Genomic DNA, 15,863 nt, shown 5'->3' with positions numbered 1-15,863 from the left:
CGACAAAGAAAGGCCGGCGACATCATGACCACCGAACCCGGGCCGGCGGACGGCCGACTCGATCCGAGCCTGAACGCGATCATGAGCGAGCGCGGTCAACTGATCAATCTCGCGTACCGGCTCCTCGGTTCGCTGGCCGATGCCGAGGACGTCGTGCAGGAGACCTACGCCCGCTGGTACGCCATGCCCTGCAAGCAGCAGGAGGCCATCGAATCCCCTGGCGGGTGGCTGACGAAGGTCGCCGGCCGCATCTGCCTCGACCTGCTCGGCTCGGCGCGCGTCAGACGGGAACGCTACGTGGGCGAGTGGGTCCCCGAACCACTGCCCGACCGCAACGAGTGGCGCGACGGACGGTCCGGCGGCACCGCCGCCGACCCCGCCGACCGGATCACCCTGGACGAGTCGATCAACATGGCCTTTCTCGTCGTGCTCGAATCGATGACCCCGGCCGAGCGCGTGGCGTTCATCCTGCACGACATCTTCCGCTACCCATTCGCGGAAGTGGCCGAGATCGTCGGCCGGAGCCCGGCGGCATGCCGCCAGCTGGCCACCTCCGCCCGCCGCCGCATCGCCGCCTCGCAGCCTCCCGCGACTCCGACGGCCCAGCAGGCCGGCATCGTCCGGGACTTCAAGCAGGCGTGGGAGACCAAGGACATCAAGGCCCTCATCGGGCTCCTCGACCCCGACGCCACGGGAATCGCCGACGGCGGTGGTCTGGCCAGGGCCGCGCTCCACCCGATCGAGGGCGCCGAGCGGATCGCTCGCTACCTCGTCGACTTCACGGGCAGAACACCCGGCCTGATGATGCTGGAGCGCACGGTCAACGGCCAGCCCGGCCTGGTAATCCAGATGAACCGAACCACAACCTCGGTGGTGGCGTTCGACATCTCAGGCGACCGGATCAAACGCATCTGGGCCGTCCGCAACCCCGACAAACTTCGCCTGTGGACGACCGGTGGTAACGACTGAACGCGGTGTCCTCGATCGGTGTGACCCGGCGCCGGCCCGCTGCACCCGGCCGCCGTGGGCTCAGCGTCCCGCGGCGGTGAGCTGGTAATCCGCTTCGAGCAGCATCCACGCGCTCAGCTGTACCGAGAGATCGCGGCTCAGGTTCGCCGACGAAGCGGCGGACGAGTGCGTGAGCTGGGGAAAGGTTTCCGGATGCTCCGGCACCGTAACCGGGCGGGTCCAGTCCACACCGAACAGCGGTAGCCCGTCCACCTCGGCGCGGTGCGTCCAGGCCGCCCGCGCGGAAGCGTGCACGATATTCGCGGCGGTGGTGTCACCCAAGGACAGTGCGGCTTCCGCGAGATATCTGGCGAGGATGCCCATGAACAGCCCGGAGTCGTCCCCGGAGGCCGCGGCGATCACCCCTGCGTCCGTGAGCCCGTCCCCCGCTGCGGCAACGAGGGCTGCCGCGCGCCTGTGATGGCCCGATTCACCTGTGCGCACTGCCAGCTCGGTTTCCAGCCCGATGGCCACGCCCTGGCAGTAGGTGTGGACGGTCCGCTCTATTCGTCCGCCGGGCTCATGGACACCGTCGAGGATCAGGCCGCTGTCGGTGTCGCGCAATCGGGTGTGCAGGAAATCGGCGAGTTGTCCGGCGCGGGACAGCTCGCCCAAACGCGCCATAGCGATACCGGCCGGACCGATCGCGGGGGTGTTGTAGTACTCGTCGCCGGACCGCCACGGCACCGCACCGACGACCGGGTTCCAACCATCGATCAAGTCGGCCCGTAGCTCGCCGACAGCGTCGCCGAACCGGACACCGAGCAGCCGGTCGGCGCGTTCGAGCGCCAGCACCAGCCACGACATATCGTCGTAGTACCGGTTGGTCCAGCCGGTGAGGTTGCGGGTCCGAATACCGCGTGCGAGGGCGACGACCCGGTCCATGCGTTCGGGGGTGCGGGCGCGGTACGCGGCGTCCACCGCACAGTCGAGGAGGTGGGCTTGCCACCAGTAACACCATCGCACGAACGACTGGTCCAGCAAGGACGCAGGCCAGACGAGCGTGCCCAGCCGCGTCTGCGACTGGCCCCAGAGCGTGCGCACGTGCCGCTGCACGATCGCCTGTTCCGCCAGGTCCGCCCGCTTCCCGGCCTCCTCGGGGCCGGCGGACACGTTCCGCGTGATCGTCTCCGCCTGCGTCGGCTGCGCCATTGCGGTGAGTGCGATCGAGGCTCCGGCCGCCAACAGCACACTGCGTCGGCTGATCCCCTTGTTCCGGCGATCCATCCGCTCGGACTCCCTTTACTGAACAACCATCACCGGAGCCGGAAACGATGCAGCAAGATTCTATCTCGCAACGACCAGGGCGGCGCGGCGCAGACCGGCTGCACCAGATACAGGCGTCAACCGTCGAGCGTGGCTCCTGCCGGTCCGAGATCGAGGAACACCGTTTCGCCGTTGGCCACGTCGAGACCCTTAGATCCAGCGACTGACGAAAGCAACGAAGCCCGAAAGCCCTGCAACACAACAACTCAGCCTGAACAGGCCGTCGCTGAGGTGGACTGCGGCCAGCGACAAGGCCGCGGCTCGACGCGCGGGCGGTGTCTCGCCGATCCCGGATACGGAGGAGTGCCCTGCGACTGGTGCCGCGACAAACGATGACCGGGACGATACACACCCGGCCTGACCGCTCAGATCGGCCGGCCGGGATACCGCCGCCCTGGAACTACTTCTTCCCCGAGGGGTCAAACGTTGAAACGGAACTCGACGACGTCGCCGTCGGCCATGATGTAGTCCTTGCCTTCCATGCGGACCTTGCCTGCGGCTTTGGCGGCGGCCATGGAACCGGCCTCGATCAGATCGTTGTAGGCGACGACCTCGGCCTTGATGAAGCCGCGTTCGAAGTCGGTGTGGATGACGCCGGCGGCCTTCGGGGCGGTGTCGCCCTGGTGAATGGTCCAGGCGCGGGCCTCTTTCGGGCCTGCGGTGAGGTAGGTCTGGAGGCCGAGGGTGTGGAAGCCGGCCCGGGCCAGGGCGTGCAGGCCCGGTTCGGTTTGGCCGATGGATTCGAGGAGTTCGAGGGCGGATTCGTCGTCGAGTTCGAGGAGTTCGGCTTCCACCTTGGCGTCGAGGAACACCGAATCTGCCGGGGCTACGGAGGCTTTCAGCTCGGCAACCTTCGCTTCGTCGGTGAGGACCGACTCGTCGGCGTTGAAGACGTAGAGGAAGGGCTTGGTGGTGAGGAGGGAAAGCTCTTTGAGGAGTTCGGTGTCCACCTTGTCGCTCGCGGCGAACAGGGTGGTGCCGTTGTCGAGGATTTCCTGGGCGGCCTTGGCTGCGTCGGCGACCGGTTTGCGGTCCTTCTTGACCTTGGCTTCCTTCTCCAGGCGGACGACCGCCTTCTCCAGCGTTTGCAGGTCGGCGAGGATGAGCTCGGTCTCGATCACCTCGATGTCGGCGGAGGGGTCGACGCGGCCGTCGACGTGCACCACGTCGTCGTCGGCGAAGACGCGCACCACCTGGCAGATGGCATCGGCCTCGCGGATGTTGGCGAGGAACTTGTTGCCCAGGCCCGCGCCCTCGGAGGCGCCCTTCACGATCCCCGCGATGTCGACGAACGACACGGTGGCGGGCACGATGCGTTCGGAGCCGAAGATCTCGGCGAGCTTGTTCAGCCGCGGGTCGGGCAGCGGAACGACGCCGACGTTGGGCTCGATGGTCGCGAACGGGTAGTTCGCCGCGAGCACGTCGTTCTTGGTCAACGCGTTGAACAGCGTCGACTTTCCGACGTTGGGCAGGCCGACGATTCCGAGGGTGAGACTCACGAGGAACAGAGTCTACGCGGCGCACGGACTCCGCTCCCCCGCGCCCGCCCGCCAACTCTCCCGGGAGTGGCACATGGTGGAGAGGTCTTCTCGGATTTCACCGCAACCATGTACCACTCACCGAGGGCTCAGGGGATCAGGACGACTTTGCCGAGGTTGGCGCGGCCTTCGATGACGGCGTGGGCCTCGGCGGCGTCTTCCAGCGCGAATTCGGCGTGGACGGCGGGACGCAGCTGGCCGGAGGCGAAGTACTGCCACAGTTCTTGGCGCCAGTGCTCGTAGACGGCCGGTTGCCCCTGCGCGATGCGGGCCATTTGGAAGCCGATCACGGATTTCGCGCCGACGAGCAGGTCGTATGCCTGGATGGTGCCGCCGCCGGAGCTGTAGGCGACCAATCGTCCACCGGGAGCAAGGGCGGCGATCGCGGGCGTGAGCAGGTCGCCGCCGACGGCATCGAGGACGTAGTCGGCGGGCGCGCCCCAGGACTGTTGGCCGTACGCGACCACGTCATCGGCGCCGAGCTTCTGCACGAACTCGGCCTTGGCGAGATCGGACACCGCGCCGACCACGCGCGCCGCGCCGCGCACCCGCGCCAGCTGGACCGCGAGGTGGCCGACACCGCTCGCGGCGGCGGTGATCAGCGCGGACTCGCCCTCCTTCGGTGACGCGGCGTCGAGCGCACCGAGCGCCACCAGTCCGCTGCGCACCAGCGCGACCGCGTCGACAGAGGAAGCTCCGTCGGGAATCGTCGAGGCCATAGCGGCCGAGAGCAGCGCATAGTCGGCGTAACCATGCCCGAACACCAGTCCCGTCACGCGGTAGCCGGGCGCGAACCCGTCAACGCCCTCGCCTACCGCGACCACCTCACCGGCGATCTCCCCGCCCAGCGCAATCGGTTCCCGCTGCTCGCGCACCTTCCGCACCACCGGCAACGTCACCCCAACCGCCTCGACGCGGACCAGGAGTTCACCCGGCCCTGGCGTCGGGACCTCGACCGAGACGAGCTCGAGCACCTCGGGACCACCGCTGCGCTCGTATTGCACCCGCCGCATCGCACCTCCAGAAATCGTTAGAAGAGGCAACGGTAGCGCCCGGCGCCACTCAACTACGCACTGTAGTGGTCGATCTCACCGTCGGATGCCGCCTGCGGAGAGGGTCCCCGTCATCGACGACTTCCTGCGGATCAGCTCGAAGCACCGCCAAGGGCCGGGCCGAGGCCGCGAACCAGGGTCCGCGCCAAACCGCGAGCGAGTTCATCCGACGCCGGTTCGGCGTCCGGACCGGACTGGTAGTAGCGCAGAAACGCCTGATGGAAGCAGGCGCCGTCGAGCAGGGACGCCGCGGCGATCACATCGGTTTCGGCGGCGATGCGGCCGAGTTCGCGCTCGGCACGCAGGTAATCCGCGACACCCGCGATGGCATGACCTGGTCCAGCCCCGTGACGCTGCATCGAATTGCGGTGCGCAGCCATACGTTCCGGCTGCGCGAGCAGACCACCGAGCAACGGGATCGATTGCTGGTAGAAGCTCAGCGCGGCGCGCGCCATAGCGGTGAGATTGTCCGCTACGGTGGCCGTCCCGGGCTGGGGCGGCGCGGAAGCCGGAGTGGGCATCCGGTGGCGCAGGACGTTGAGGATGATGTCCTCCTTGTCGCTGAAGTGCTTGTAGAGCGCCGCCTCGGAGTATCCGGCGGCTTTGGCGATCTCCTTGGTCGTGGCGTGCACCACACCGCGATTGCGCATGATCTCCGCCGCCGCGTCGAGGATCTGGTCGCGCGTGCCCATCACTGCTCCCGGTTGACAGGTTAGTAAGTACTCACCCATCCTAGGTTAGTGAGCACTCACCAACCAGGAGCATCCATGCGAATCACCGTCTTCGGAGCGACCGGCAATACGGGCACGCGACTTGTTCACCAGGCACTGACAGCAGGGCACGAAGTCACGGCGGTGGTCCGGGGAAAACACTCGATGCCGGACCATCCCCGGCTGCGCGTCGTGGTGGCCGACGCAATGAATCCCGCGGACATCGTCGAAGCGGTGCGTGGCGCCGACGCCGTGTTGAGCACCATCGGATCGCGAGAGAAGGGGCCCACCTCGGTCTGCACGGACGCTGCACTGTCGATCAGCAAGGCGATGGAACTAGCGGGCGCGCAGCGACTCGTCATGGTCAGCAACAGCGCCGGAGTCGCCGGGCCGGGCGATGATTGGTTCACCCGCTTCGTGGTGAAACCGCTCATCCTGCATCCGCTCCTGCGGCACAGCCTGGCCGATATGGCCGTCGCCGAGCAGGCGGTTCGCGATTCGGCACTCGACTGGACGATCGTCCGCGCGCCACAGCTCACCGACAACGCGGCGAAGGGCGCCTACCGCACGGCGGTCGAGCGCAACGTGCTGTTCGGCATCCGTATCACCCGCGACGACCTGGCCACCTGTCTGCTGGACCTGGCCACCGCCGAAGCGGCGATCCACAAGCACGTCAACGTCGCGAACTGACCGGAGCTCACCTTGCGGTAGCCGACCTGCGGCGTAGCGTGACCGTATGGAGCCGACCACGGAGGTGGTGACGGCGCGTCCGGCACCAATGCTCGCGGCGTTCATTGACCGCTACATCGGCTACCGCATGTCCGGGTTCGCCGCGTCGATCCACCGCGGATTGCCGTCGCGGCATATGACTTTCATCGTCGCCATCGGTCCCACCATCGATGTCGTCGAGCAAACCGATCCGCGCCAGTCGCCGCAGAACTACCGCTGCGTGCTGAGCGGCCTGCAGGCGAGCACGGCGCTGATCGCGCACGACGGCTACCAGGAAGGGGTGGCCGTGGAGTTGACGCCGCTGGGCTGCCGGACCCTGTTCGGCATGCCTGCTGCGGCGCTGTGGGACACGTCGGTCGAATTCGCCGACGTGGTCGGGCCGGTGGGCATGGAGCTGTGGGACCGGTTGCAGCACGCGCCGACGTGGCCGGACCGCTTCGCCGCCTGCAACCGGGTGCTTTCGGCGCTCGCCGACCCCGATCGTGTGGTCGGTCCCGAACTGGCTTGGGCATGGCACACCTTGGTCCGTTCCGGCGGTGGCGTCGCGGTCGGCCCGCTGGCCGAGGGGATCGGGTGGAGCAGGCAGCATCTGACCCGCCGGTTCAATCGCGAGTTCGGCTCGAGCCCGAAACTCGCGGCACGGATCATCCGTTTCGAGCGAGCCCGGCGGATGCTCGCGCACACGCCCTCCTACATCACCATCGCTCAGGTGGCCGCCGCCTGCGGCTACTACGACCAGGCCCATCTCGATCGCGATTTCGCCGACCTGGCGGGAACGAGCCCGACGGGCTGGCTGGCCGAGGAGGTTCCATCCGTCCAAGCCGCCGAGGATGTCGCCGGATGACGATGAACGGCATGACGAACCCGACGACTACCGAAACCAGTACCCGCACCGCCGTCTGGCCCACCCTGACCTTCCGTGACGCCCGCGCCATGGCCACGTTCCTGGTCGAAGCGTTCGGATTCCGGGAGACCGCGCGCTACGCCCGCGAGGACGACCCGTCCATCGTCGAACACGCGGAACTGCGCTGGCCGCTGGGCGGCGGCATCATGTTCGGCTCGGCGGGCAAGGACGACAGCCCGTTCGGCACCCGCCCGCCCGGCACCGACTCCGTCTATCTGGTCTGCGAGGACCCTGATGCCCTGTTCGACCGCGCGACCGCCGCGGGCGCCGAGGTGGTCCGCGGCCTGCGCGACGAGGACTACGGCTCACGCGGGTTCACCGTCCGCGACCCGGAGGGCAACCTCTGGAGCTTCGGCACCTACTGGGGTGCCTGAGTTCAACGACCGCCGAGCCCCGACATCGCGATGCCGCGGATGAACGCACGTTGGGCGATCGCGTAGATCACCAGCAGCGGAATCAGGATGACGACCGCGGCGGCCATCAGGATCGGCCACTGGGTGTGGTACTGGCCTTGCAGCCGGACCAGACCCAGTGTCGCGGTGGCGACGTCGTCACGCTGGATCATGACCAGCGGCCAGAGGAAGTCGTTCCACACGGTGATCCAGGTGAGCACGGCGAGCACCATGAGGGCCGGGCGGGTGTGCGGCAGCAGGACCCGCCAGTAGACCTGCCAGGTCGTGCAGCCATCCAGGATGGCGGCCTCCTCCAGTTCCGTGGGCAGCGTACGGAAGAACTGGCGCATCAGATAGGTGCCGAACGCGCTGCCGAAGAGGCCGGGCACGATCATCGCCCACGGGGTGTCCACCCAGCCGAACGCGCGCATCAGCAGGAACTGAGGGATCACCGTCACGGTCAGCGGCACCATCAGCGTCGCGAGGTAGGCGAGGAACAGCATGTCGCGACCGCGAAAGCGCAAGCGCGCGAACGCATAGCCGGCCAGCGAGCAGAAGAAGACCTGCCCCGCCGTAACGCACAGCGCGTAGACCGTGGTGTTGAGCAGCATCCGCCCCAACGGCAGGAGGTCGAAGACCTTCCCGTAGTTGGCCCACTGCGGCCGTTCCGGAAGCAACGCGGCGTCGGCGATCTCACCGTCCCGCTTCAGCGACCCCGACACCGCCCACAGGATCGGCAGGAGCGCACACCACGCGACGCCGACCAGCGCGGCGTACACCGCGGCCCCGCGGACCACGCGCCGCATGATCGCCCGCTCGACCCGGCCACGCGCGACAACCGCGCCGCCGCGCCGCACCGGCAACGCTCGCCGCACCACCTCGACAGCGTTCATTGCTCGACCTCCGCCCGCCGGGCCATCCGCAGTTGCAGCAGTGTCAGCAGGAAAAGCATCGCGAAGATGACCCAGACGAGCGCGGAGGCGTAGCCCACCTCGTAGAAACCGAATGCGTTCTGGAACAGCATGATCCCCAGCAGGTAGGTGCCCGTCTCCGGACCGCCGTTGCCGCCGGTCAGCGCGTACGCCTGATCGAAGGCCTGCACCGAATTGATGATCGTGATGATGAAGACGAACGACAGCGGCCCTCGGATCAGCGGCAGGGTGATGGCGGAGAACCGCCGCAGCGCGCCGGCGCCGTCGATCTTCGCGGCTTCGTAGAGCGTCTCCGGCACACCCTGCATGGCGGCGAGCAGGATGACCGTCGCGAACGGCACGCTCTTCCATACGGTGACGATGCTCAGCGACACCAGCGCCCAGTCCGGGTCGGTCAGCCACGGCACCGCGTCGATGCCGAACCAGCCGAGCGCGACGTTCAGCAGACCGTCATCGGTGAACAGGAACCGCCACACCACCGCCATCGCGACCGCGGAAGCGACCAGCGGCAGAAACGCTATCGTCCGAAAGATGCCGATACCGGCCAGCTTTCGGTTCAGCACCGCGGCTACCGCGAGTCCGATCACCACGGTGGGCACCAATGTGAACACCGTGAAAACGGCCGTGTTGCGCACCGCGATGAGAAACAGCGGATCGGATCCGAACAGCCTCCGATAGTTGTCCAGGCCGACGAACCGCATGGGACTGAACAGGTCCCACGAATGAAAACTCAGATAGAGCGAAAAGCCCAACGGAAACAACAAGAAAACCGCAACGGCTCCCAAGTTGGGCGCGACGAATGCCCAACCGGCCCGTTCCCGTCGCCGCGCCAATCGGGACGGGGCACGACGGGTGGCTTTGCCCGCGGTTTGCGACCGGCTCATCGTGCCTCCAAGAGGGCGTCGACGTCGGAGGCGAAGCGGCCGTTCAAGGAATCGGCGGTGGCGGCGCCGCGCAGGACGCGGTTGGAGCCCCGCTCGAGCAGTGCGGACACTTTGCCCCAGACGGGTGTCACCGGCAGGGGCCGCGAGTTGGCCGGGCCCTCGGTGAACACCTCGATATTCCGGATCTCGCGGTGCGCGGCGGCGAACCCCGGCGAACTCATGGCGGACTTCAGCACCGGAACGAACAAGCCGGACGCGGCGATGATCTCCTGCCCCACCGGCCCGGTCGCGAATTTGACGAACTCCCATGCCTGTTCGATGCGCGGACTGTCCGCGGCAATGGACAGTCCCGTGCTGCCGACGTCGGTAATGGCGCCGGGACCGCCGCGCGGACCCACCGGCAGTACCGTGACGTCGATGGCGAGATCGTCGTGCCCGGCGAATTCGGAGTACAGCCAATGCCCGCCCAAGGCCATCGCCGCCCGTCCCCGCCGGAACAGGTCCGGCGCCGAAACCGACAGCGTATCGGCGGCTTTCGGCGCCACGCGGTGGCGGACCGCGAGGTCGGCGTAGAACTGGAATCCTTCGGCGAACCGCGGATCACCGATATTGGTCCTGGTCGGATTCACCGACGGCGTGAACCACTCGGCGCCGTTGTTCATGCCGAAGCAGGCTGCCGAGAAGTAGGGCACCCAGGCGTCGGCGAAGCCCCACCGGGTCCGCCCGGAGGAATCGTCCTTGGTCAAAGCGCGGGCGGCGGCGAGGAACTCGTCGAACGACCAAGCGTCACGCCAGCGAACGGGCGGGGTGATCCCCGCATCGGCGAACAATTCCCGGTTGTAGTACAGGAACACCCCGGACCATTGCTCGGGCAGGGCGTACTGGCCACCGGCGTAGTTGAAGGTGTCGTACAGCGCCGGGTAGCTGTCGGCGCGCAACTGGGCCGCGTACTGCGGGTCGCGCTCCAACAGCGTGTTCAGATCCAGCAGCACACCGCGCTCGGCCAAGCCGGAATACAGCAGCTCCCAGGCCATCAGCACGTCCGGGCACTTGCCGCCCGCGCAATAGGTGAGCATCTGCTGCATCGGGTCCGGACCCGACATGATGGTGCGAATCCGGATGTCCGGATGTCGTTTCCGGAACTCGTCGATGATCTTCAGCCGCACCCGCGCCTCTTCCGGCCTGGCCTGGAAGAAGAAGGTCAGCGCGTCGTCATCGGAGCCGCAGCCGCCGGTCGCCAGCAGCGGAGCGGCCAGCGCCGACCCGAGCAGCGTCCGGCGACGGACCCGGGCGACGGGATCGGCACGCAACACAGCCCTCCTCCAGGGCGGATGTGGACCTTCTTCGAACCGCATGGCAGCATACGTTCGGCTATCACGAGGTGACGGCCGACACATGAACAATATTTCACGCTGCTCGCCTGGCGGCCGGAATCGGCACGACGGCGCTCACCGATCGGATACGTTGTCACGTGTTTCAGCAAGATCCTGCGCGTTTTACAGGAGAGTAGGCCGATGGCGACAATCGAATATCTGCGGACCGATCCCGATCTGCCGCCCGTCGGCGTGGTCGACAAGTCCCCGATCACTCCGGCAAAGAAATTGATCTTCGCCGGGATCGCCGTACTGGGTGCGATCGCCTGGGCGGTTCTCGCCATCTCGCGTGGCGAATCGGTCAACGCGGTGTGGATCGTGATCGCCGCGGTGTGCACCTACGTCATCGCGTATCGGTTCTATGCCAGGTTCATCGAACGCAAGATCACCAAGCCGCGCGACGACCTGGCCACGCCCGCCGAAATCCTGGAGAACGGCAAGGACTACATGCCGATGGACCGGCGGGTGCTCTACGGGCACCACTTCGCCGCCATCGCGGGCGCGGGTCCGCTGGTGGGTCCGGTGCTGGCCGCGCAGATGGGCTACCTGCCGGGGACCATCTGGATCGTGGTCGGCGTGGTGCTGGCCGGGGCGGTGCAGGACTACCTGGTGCTGTGGGTCTCGATGAAGCGGCGCGGCCGCAGCCTCGGCCAGATGGCCCGCGATGAGCTGGGCGTGATCGGCGGCTGGGCGGCCATCGTCGGCATTCTCGTGATCATGATGATCCTGCTCGCGGTGCTCGCGCTGGTGGTGGTGAACGCGCTCGCGCACAGCCCGTGGGGCGTCTTCTCCATCGGCATGACCATCCCGATCGCGCTGTTCATGGGTGTCTACCTGCGGTTCCTGCGGCCGGGCAAGGTCGGCGAGGTGTCCGCGATCGGATTCGGCCTGCTGCTGCTGGCCATCGTGAGCGGCGGCTGGGTGTCGGAAACAGACTGGGGCGCCGACTGGTTCACGCTCTCGCCGGTGACCATCTCCTGGCTGCTGATCGCCTACGGCTTCTTCGCGTCGGTGCTTCCGGTGTGGTTGCTGCTGGCGCCGCGGGATTATCTGTCCACCTTCATGAAGGTCGGCACGATCGTCCTGCTCGCGGTCGGCATCCTGGTCACGCTGCCGGTGTTGCAGGCGCCCGCGGTCTCGAGTTTCGCGACCTCCGGTACCGGCCCGGCGTTCGCGGGCTCGCTGTTCCCGTTCCTGTTCATCACCATCGCATGCGGCGCGCTCAGCGGTTTCCACGCGCTGGTCTCCTCCGGAACCACGCCGAAGCTGCTGGAGAAGGAATCGCACGCGCGCATGATCGGCTACGGCGGCATGCTCATGGAATCGTTCGTCGCGGTGATGGCCATCATCACCGCCTCGGTCATCGACCAGCACCTGTACTTCGCGATGAACGCGCCGGTCGGGCTCACCGGCGGCACCGCGGAGAAGGCCGCGGCCTACACCAACGGCCTCGGTCTCAGCGGTCCTCCCACGACGCCCGCGGAGCTGAGCCAGGCCGCGAGCGACGTCGGCGAGACGAGCATCATCTCCCGCACGGGCGGTGCGCCGACGCTGGCGGTCGGCATCTCCGAGGTGTTCCACCAGTTCCTCGGCGGGGCGAGCATGAAGTCGTTCTGGTACCACTTCGCGATCATGTTCGAGGCGCTGTTCATCCTCACCACGATCGACGCGGGCACCCGGGTGGCGCGGTTCATGCTGTCGGACGCGCTGGGCAACTTCGGCGGGGCGGCGAAGAAGTTCCGTGATCCCTCCTGGCGGGTCGGGGCGTGGCTGTGCTCGGCGCTCGTGGTCGCCGCGTGGGGGTCGATCCTGCTGATGGGCGTCACCGATCCGCTCGGCGGCATCAACACGCTGTTCCCGCTGTTCGGCATCGCCAACCAGCTGCTCGCGGCGATGGCGTTGACCGTGGTGCTGGTGATTCTGGTGAAGAAGGGCCTGGCCAAATGGGCCTGGGTTCCCGGCATCCCGCTGGCCTGGGATCTCGCGGTGACCATGACCGCGTCCTGGCAGAAGATCTTCTCCGCCGACCCGAAGCTGGGGTACTGGAAGCAGCACAGCATCTGCCAAGCGGCGCAGGAGGCCGGGAAGCTGTGCCTGACCGCGAAGACCCAGGACGACATGAACGCGATCGTGCGCAACACCTTCATCCAAGGCACGTTGTCGATCGTGTTCGCGGTGCTGGTGCTGATCGTGGCGGTCGTCGGCGCTGTGGTCGCCTTCCGCGCCTGGCGCTCCGGTGAGACGACGACCAGCGAAACCCCGGAGGAACCGTCGAAGCTCTTCGCGCCCAGCGGATTCGTCGCCACCGCGGCGGAGAAGGAAGTCCAGAAGCAGTGGGACGAGCTGATCGCGACCGGACAGGTACGCGCGCCCGGCGCGGCGCACGTGCACGCGCAATGAGTCATTCCGCCGCCACGGGTGCCGACCGGTCCGCGCGACCGGTCGGCACCCGGCTGCGCGCCACCGCCCGTGCCTGCGGGAACGGTGTTCGTGCCGGGATCTGGTGGTTCAACTCGATCCTGGGCGGACAGGACTATCAGCGCTACGTCGAGCACCTGCGCCGCAGGCACCCGGAGTGCGCGATTCCGACCGAGCGGGAGTACTGGCGGCAGCGGCATGCCGAGGCGGATCGCAATCCGGCCAACCGCTGCTGCTGAGCGAAACTTTTCTTGGTGCGCGCCGCCGCACATCGTGTTGGTGCTCCGCACTACTCTGCGCCGGGTATCAATTGTGCGCTGTCATGACGCTTGTGCGAGGTGACGACCACGGCTGGCAATGATGGCGGATTTCCGCTAGCACGGGTCCGCCGTAGCTGACATTGTGGTTGGCGTGACGATCACGGCATTGGATTTCGAACGGTGCTATCGGGCGGTGTCGACCCGAGACTCGCGCTTCGACGGGCAATTCTTCACCGCGGTGCGGACCACCGGAATCTATTGCCGCCCTTCGTGTCCGGCGATCACCCCGAAGCGGGCCAACGTGTCGTTCCTGCCGACCGCCGCCGCGGCCCAGCAAGCCGGCTACCGTGCCTGCCGCCGCTGTCTGCCGGATGCGGCGCCGGGTTCGCCGCTGTGGAACACCAGGGCGGATCTGGCCGCGCGGGCGATGCGGCTGATCGGTGACGGCGTCATCGAACGCGGCGGGGTGCCGGCGTTGGCCGCCACGCTCGGCTACTCCCAGCGGCAGCTCACCCGGGTGCTGACCACCGAACTCGGCGCGGGACCGCTGGCGCTCGCCCGTGCCCACCGGGCGCATACCGCGCGGCTGCTGATCCAGACCACCACGATGCCCATGTCCGATATCGCGTTCGCGGCGGGGTTCGCCTCCATCCGGCAGTTCAACGACACGGTGCGCGAGGTGTTCGCGGTCAGCCCCACCACGATGCGGAGCGAGGCCCAGCGAGCGAATTCCGGCACCTCCGGTCGTCCGGTACCCGCCACCAACGGCTCGCTCACGCTTCGGCTGCCCTACCGGGAACCGCTGGACCGCCCCTGGCTGGAGTGGTTCCTGTCCGCGCACGTCGTGCCCGGCATGGAGCTGTGGGAGAACGGCGCCTACACGAGGAATCTGCGCACGCCACATGGGCACGCCACGGTGCGGCTGAGTTTCCAGCGCGACCACGTGCGCGCGGAGTTGTCACTGCACGACATGCGCGATCTGGCGCCGACGGTGGCGCGGCTGCGGCATCTGCTGGATCTGGACGCCGACCCGGTCGGGATCGATGAGGCGCTCGGCGTCGGGCCGGGGGCGCACGGGCCGTCCTTGGAACGGCTGTCGGATCACCACACCGAGTACTTGCCGGATGCCGGTGCGGGCTCGCCGCCGGACGCCGAGGCGATGCCCGAGGCCAACCGGTTCGGCGCGATGCGCCCACTGTTCACGCCGGGTATCCGGGTGCCGGGCTGCCTGGATGGAGCGGAACTGTTGCTGCGCACCATGATCGGGCAGCAGATCTCGGTCGCCGCCGCGGCCACGCACACCGCGCGGCTGGTCGAGGCACTCGGCGAGCGTGTCGACGGTCCGATACCGCTGCTGTTCCCGACGCCGGAGGTGATCGCCGAGCGCGGCGCCGAAGTCTTGACCGGCCCGGCGCGGCGGATCCGCTCCATCATCGCTGCCGCCGAGGCGCTGGCCGCCGGGGAGTTGCAGCTGCACCAGGGACGGACCGCCGCCGACTTGCGCCGCGATCTGCTCGCGCTGGACGGCGTCGGGCCATGGACGGCCGACTACGTGACGATGCGCCTGCTCGCCGACCCGGACGTCCTGCTGAGCACCGATTTGGTCGTCCGCCAAGGCGCGACCCTACTTGGCATCGATCTGACGGATACCGCGCGCTGGGCGCCGTGGCGGTCATACCTGTCGATGCACCTCTGGAAAGCGGCCCTGACCGACCGCGCCACATTCATCAAAGTCCCCGCGCTCGCCACCCCGAAAGGCAGTGTCGAATCATGAACGCCAGCATCGCCGTTTCCTCCCCAGTCACCGGAAACCTCACTTCTACCGCGGATTTCGCGATTACCGATACCCCACTCGGGCCGTTCACCGCGATTGTCGACGCGGAGGGAGCGGTCCTGGCCTCCGGCTGGACCTCCGACGCGGAGAACCTGCGCGGCTTGATCCATCCCGCGCTGCGCCCGAGCGAACTGCGGCAACGCGATTCGCTGGGCGAGGTGACCAGCGCCGTGATCGCCTACCACCAGGGCGACCTCACGGCGATCGACCCGATTCCGGTTCGCCAACGATCCGGGGAGTTCCTGGTGCACGCGTGGGAGGTGCTGCGCAAGGTGCCCGCGGGCAGCCCGCTCACCTACACCGAGTTCGCCGCCCGCTCCGGCCGCCCCGACGCTACGCGCGCCGCCGCCAACGCGTGCGCCCGCAATGCCGCCGCCCTGTTCGTGCCCTGCCATCGAATCCTGCGCATCGGCGGCGCACTCGGCGGATTCCGCTGGGGGTTGCCGGTGAAACGTTGGCTACTCGACCACGAGGGGTGAGCGTCCCGGACCACGCTTCGTAGGAAACCGTTGGGGCAGGATCGTTTCAGTCTTGGCTGAAGCTCACCGGGGCCTGCGAGCAAC

The 15,863-nt window shown here is 67.8% G+C and carries 15 protein-coding genes; 8 read left to right on the top strand and 7 right to left on the bottom strand.

Annotated elements, in window-relative coordinates; all coding sequences use genetic code 11:
• The first annotated feature begins 24 nt into the window (after positions 1 to 24).
• Positions 25 to 969 carry an RNA polymerase sigma factor SigJ gene (gene sigJ, locus ACWPXK_RS07910; protein WP_454195309.1) on the top strand — a complete coding sequence of 315 codons (945 nt, stop codon included), beginning with the start codon at positions 25 to 27 and terminating at the stop codon, positions 967 to 969.
• Between the two features lie 60 nt (positions 970 to 1,029).
• Here the strand turns inward: sigJ and ACWPXK_RS07905 are convergent, their stop codons facing one another.
• The 4 genes from ACWPXK_RS07905 to ACWPXK_RS07890 all read right to left on the bottom strand — a co-directional run bounded on the left by ACWPXK_RS07905 (position 1,030) and on the right by ACWPXK_RS07890 (position 5,556).
• Positions 1,030 to 2,235 (bottom strand): glycoside hydrolase family 76 protein, encoded by a 1,206-nt coding sequence (locus ACWPXK_RS07905; RefSeq protein WP_454195308.1) that lies wholly within the window; start codon positions 2,233 to 2,235, stop codon positions 1,030 to 1,032.
• 458 nt (positions 2,236 to 2,693) lie between these two features.
• Positions 2,694 to 3,773, bottom strand: a complete 1,080-nt coding sequence (ychF, locus tag ACWPXK_RS07900) for a redox-regulated ATPase YchF (protein ID WP_454195307.1) — start codon at positions 3,771 to 3,773, stop codon at positions 2,694 to 2,696.
• A 128-nt stretch (positions 3,774 to 3,901) separates the two neighbouring features.
• Positions 3,902 to 4,825: a quinone oxidoreductase family protein gene (locus ACWPXK_RS07895; RefSeq protein WP_454195306.1), complete on the bottom strand. Its 924-nt coding sequence runs from the start codon at positions 4,823 to 4,825 to the stop codon at positions 3,902 to 3,904.
• 131 nt (positions 4,826 to 4,956) lie between these two features.
• On the bottom strand, positions 4,957 to 5,556 hold the full coding sequence (locus ACWPXK_RS07890) for a TetR/AcrR family transcriptional regulator (protein ID WP_454195305.1): 600 nt from the start codon (positions 5,554 to 5,556) through the stop codon (positions 4,957 to 4,959).
• Positions 5,557 to 5,631: 75 nt separating this feature from the next.
• Between ACWPXK_RS07890 and ACWPXK_RS07885 the strand changes: the two genes are divergently transcribed.
• From ACWPXK_RS07885 to ACWPXK_RS07875, 3 genes are read left to right on the top strand one after another with little or no spacing between them, the layout of a single operon-like run.
• The gene (locus ACWPXK_RS07885) at positions 5,632 to 6,264 is read left to right on the top strand and encodes an NAD(P)-dependent oxidoreductase (protein WP_454195304.1); all 633 of its coding nucleotides are present in this window, start codon (positions 5,632 to 5,634) and stop codon (positions 6,262 to 6,264) included.
• A 46-nt stretch (positions 6,265 to 6,310) separates the two neighbouring features.
• Positions 6,311 to 7,147 carry a helix-turn-helix domain-containing protein gene (locus ACWPXK_RS07880; protein WP_454195303.1) on the top strand — a complete coding sequence of 279 codons (837 nt, stop codon included), beginning with the start codon at positions 6,311 to 6,313 and terminating at the stop codon, positions 7,145 to 7,147.
• 11 nt (positions 7,148 to 7,158) lie between these two features.
• Positions 7,159 to 7,581, top strand: coding sequence for a VOC family protein (locus tag ACWPXK_RS07875; RefSeq protein WP_454195302.1), 423 nt, complete (start codon positions 7,159 to 7,161; stop codon positions 7,579 to 7,581).
• A 2-nt stretch (positions 7,582 to 7,583) separates the two neighbouring features.
• On the opposite strand, the gene ACWPXK_RS07870 is transcribed toward ACWPXK_RS07875, so the two are convergent.
• The 3 genes from ACWPXK_RS07870 to ACWPXK_RS07860 form a co-directional block, all read right to left on the bottom strand.
• A complete protein-coding gene (locus ACWPXK_RS07870) occupies positions 7,584 to 8,405 on the bottom strand; it encodes a carbohydrate ABC transporter permease (protein ID WP_454195483.1) in 822 nt (273 codons plus the stop codon).
• 83 nt (positions 8,406 to 8,488) lie between these two features.
• The gene (locus ACWPXK_RS07865) at positions 8,489 to 9,364 is read right to left on the bottom strand and encodes a carbohydrate ABC transporter permease (protein WP_454195482.1); all 876 of its coding nucleotides are present in this window, start codon (positions 9,362 to 9,364) and stop codon (positions 8,489 to 8,491) included.
• Between the two features lie 47 nt (positions 9,365 to 9,411).
• Positions 9,412 to 10,725: an ABC transporter substrate-binding protein gene (locus ACWPXK_RS07860; RefSeq protein ID WP_454195301.1), complete on the bottom strand. Its 1,314-nt coding sequence runs from the start codon at positions 10,723 to 10,725 to the stop codon at positions 9,412 to 9,414.
• A 204-nt stretch (positions 10,726 to 10,929) separates the two neighbouring features.
• Here ACWPXK_RS07860 and ACWPXK_RS07855 point away from each other — a divergent pair, with 204 nt between their 5' ends.
• The 4 genes from ACWPXK_RS07855 (at position 10,930) to ACWPXK_RS07840 (ending at position 15,779) form a co-directional block, all read left to right on the top strand.
• Positions 10,930 to 13,188 carry a carbon starvation CstA family protein gene (locus tag ACWPXK_RS07855; protein ID WP_454195300.1) on the top strand — a complete coding sequence of 753 codons (2,259 nt, stop codon included), beginning with the start codon at positions 10,930 to 10,932 and terminating at the stop codon, positions 13,186 to 13,188.
• A gap of 53 nt (positions 13,189 to 13,241) precedes the next feature.
• On the top strand, positions 13,242 to 13,445 hold the full coding sequence (locus ACWPXK_RS07850) for a YbdD/YjiX family protein (protein ID WP_357733249.1): 204 nt from the start codon (positions 13,242 to 13,244) through the stop codon (positions 13,443 to 13,445).
• Between the two features lie 172 nt (positions 13,446 to 13,617).
• Positions 13,618 to 15,240 carry a DNA-3-methyladenine glycosylase 2 family protein gene (locus ACWPXK_RS07845; RefSeq protein WP_454195299.1) on the top strand — a complete coding sequence of 541 codons (1,623 nt, stop codon included), beginning with the start codon at positions 13,618 to 13,620 and terminating at the stop codon, positions 15,238 to 15,240.
• A complete protein-coding gene (locus ACWPXK_RS07840; protein ID WP_454195298.1) occupies positions 15,237 to 15,779 on the top strand; it encodes a methylated-DNA--[protein]-cysteine S-methyltransferase in 543 nt (180 codons plus the stop codon). The genes ACWPXK_RS07845 and ACWPXK_RS07840 overlap by 4 nt, the downstream gene beginning before the upstream one ends.
• Positions 15,780 to 15,863 lie beyond the last annotated feature (84 nt).

The sequence above is a fragment of the Nocardia sp. Marseille-Q1738 genome (genome assembly GCF_965283145.1).
Note: the sequence above shows the minus strand (reverse complement) of the source record. Positions and strands in the feature narration are given on the sequence as shown.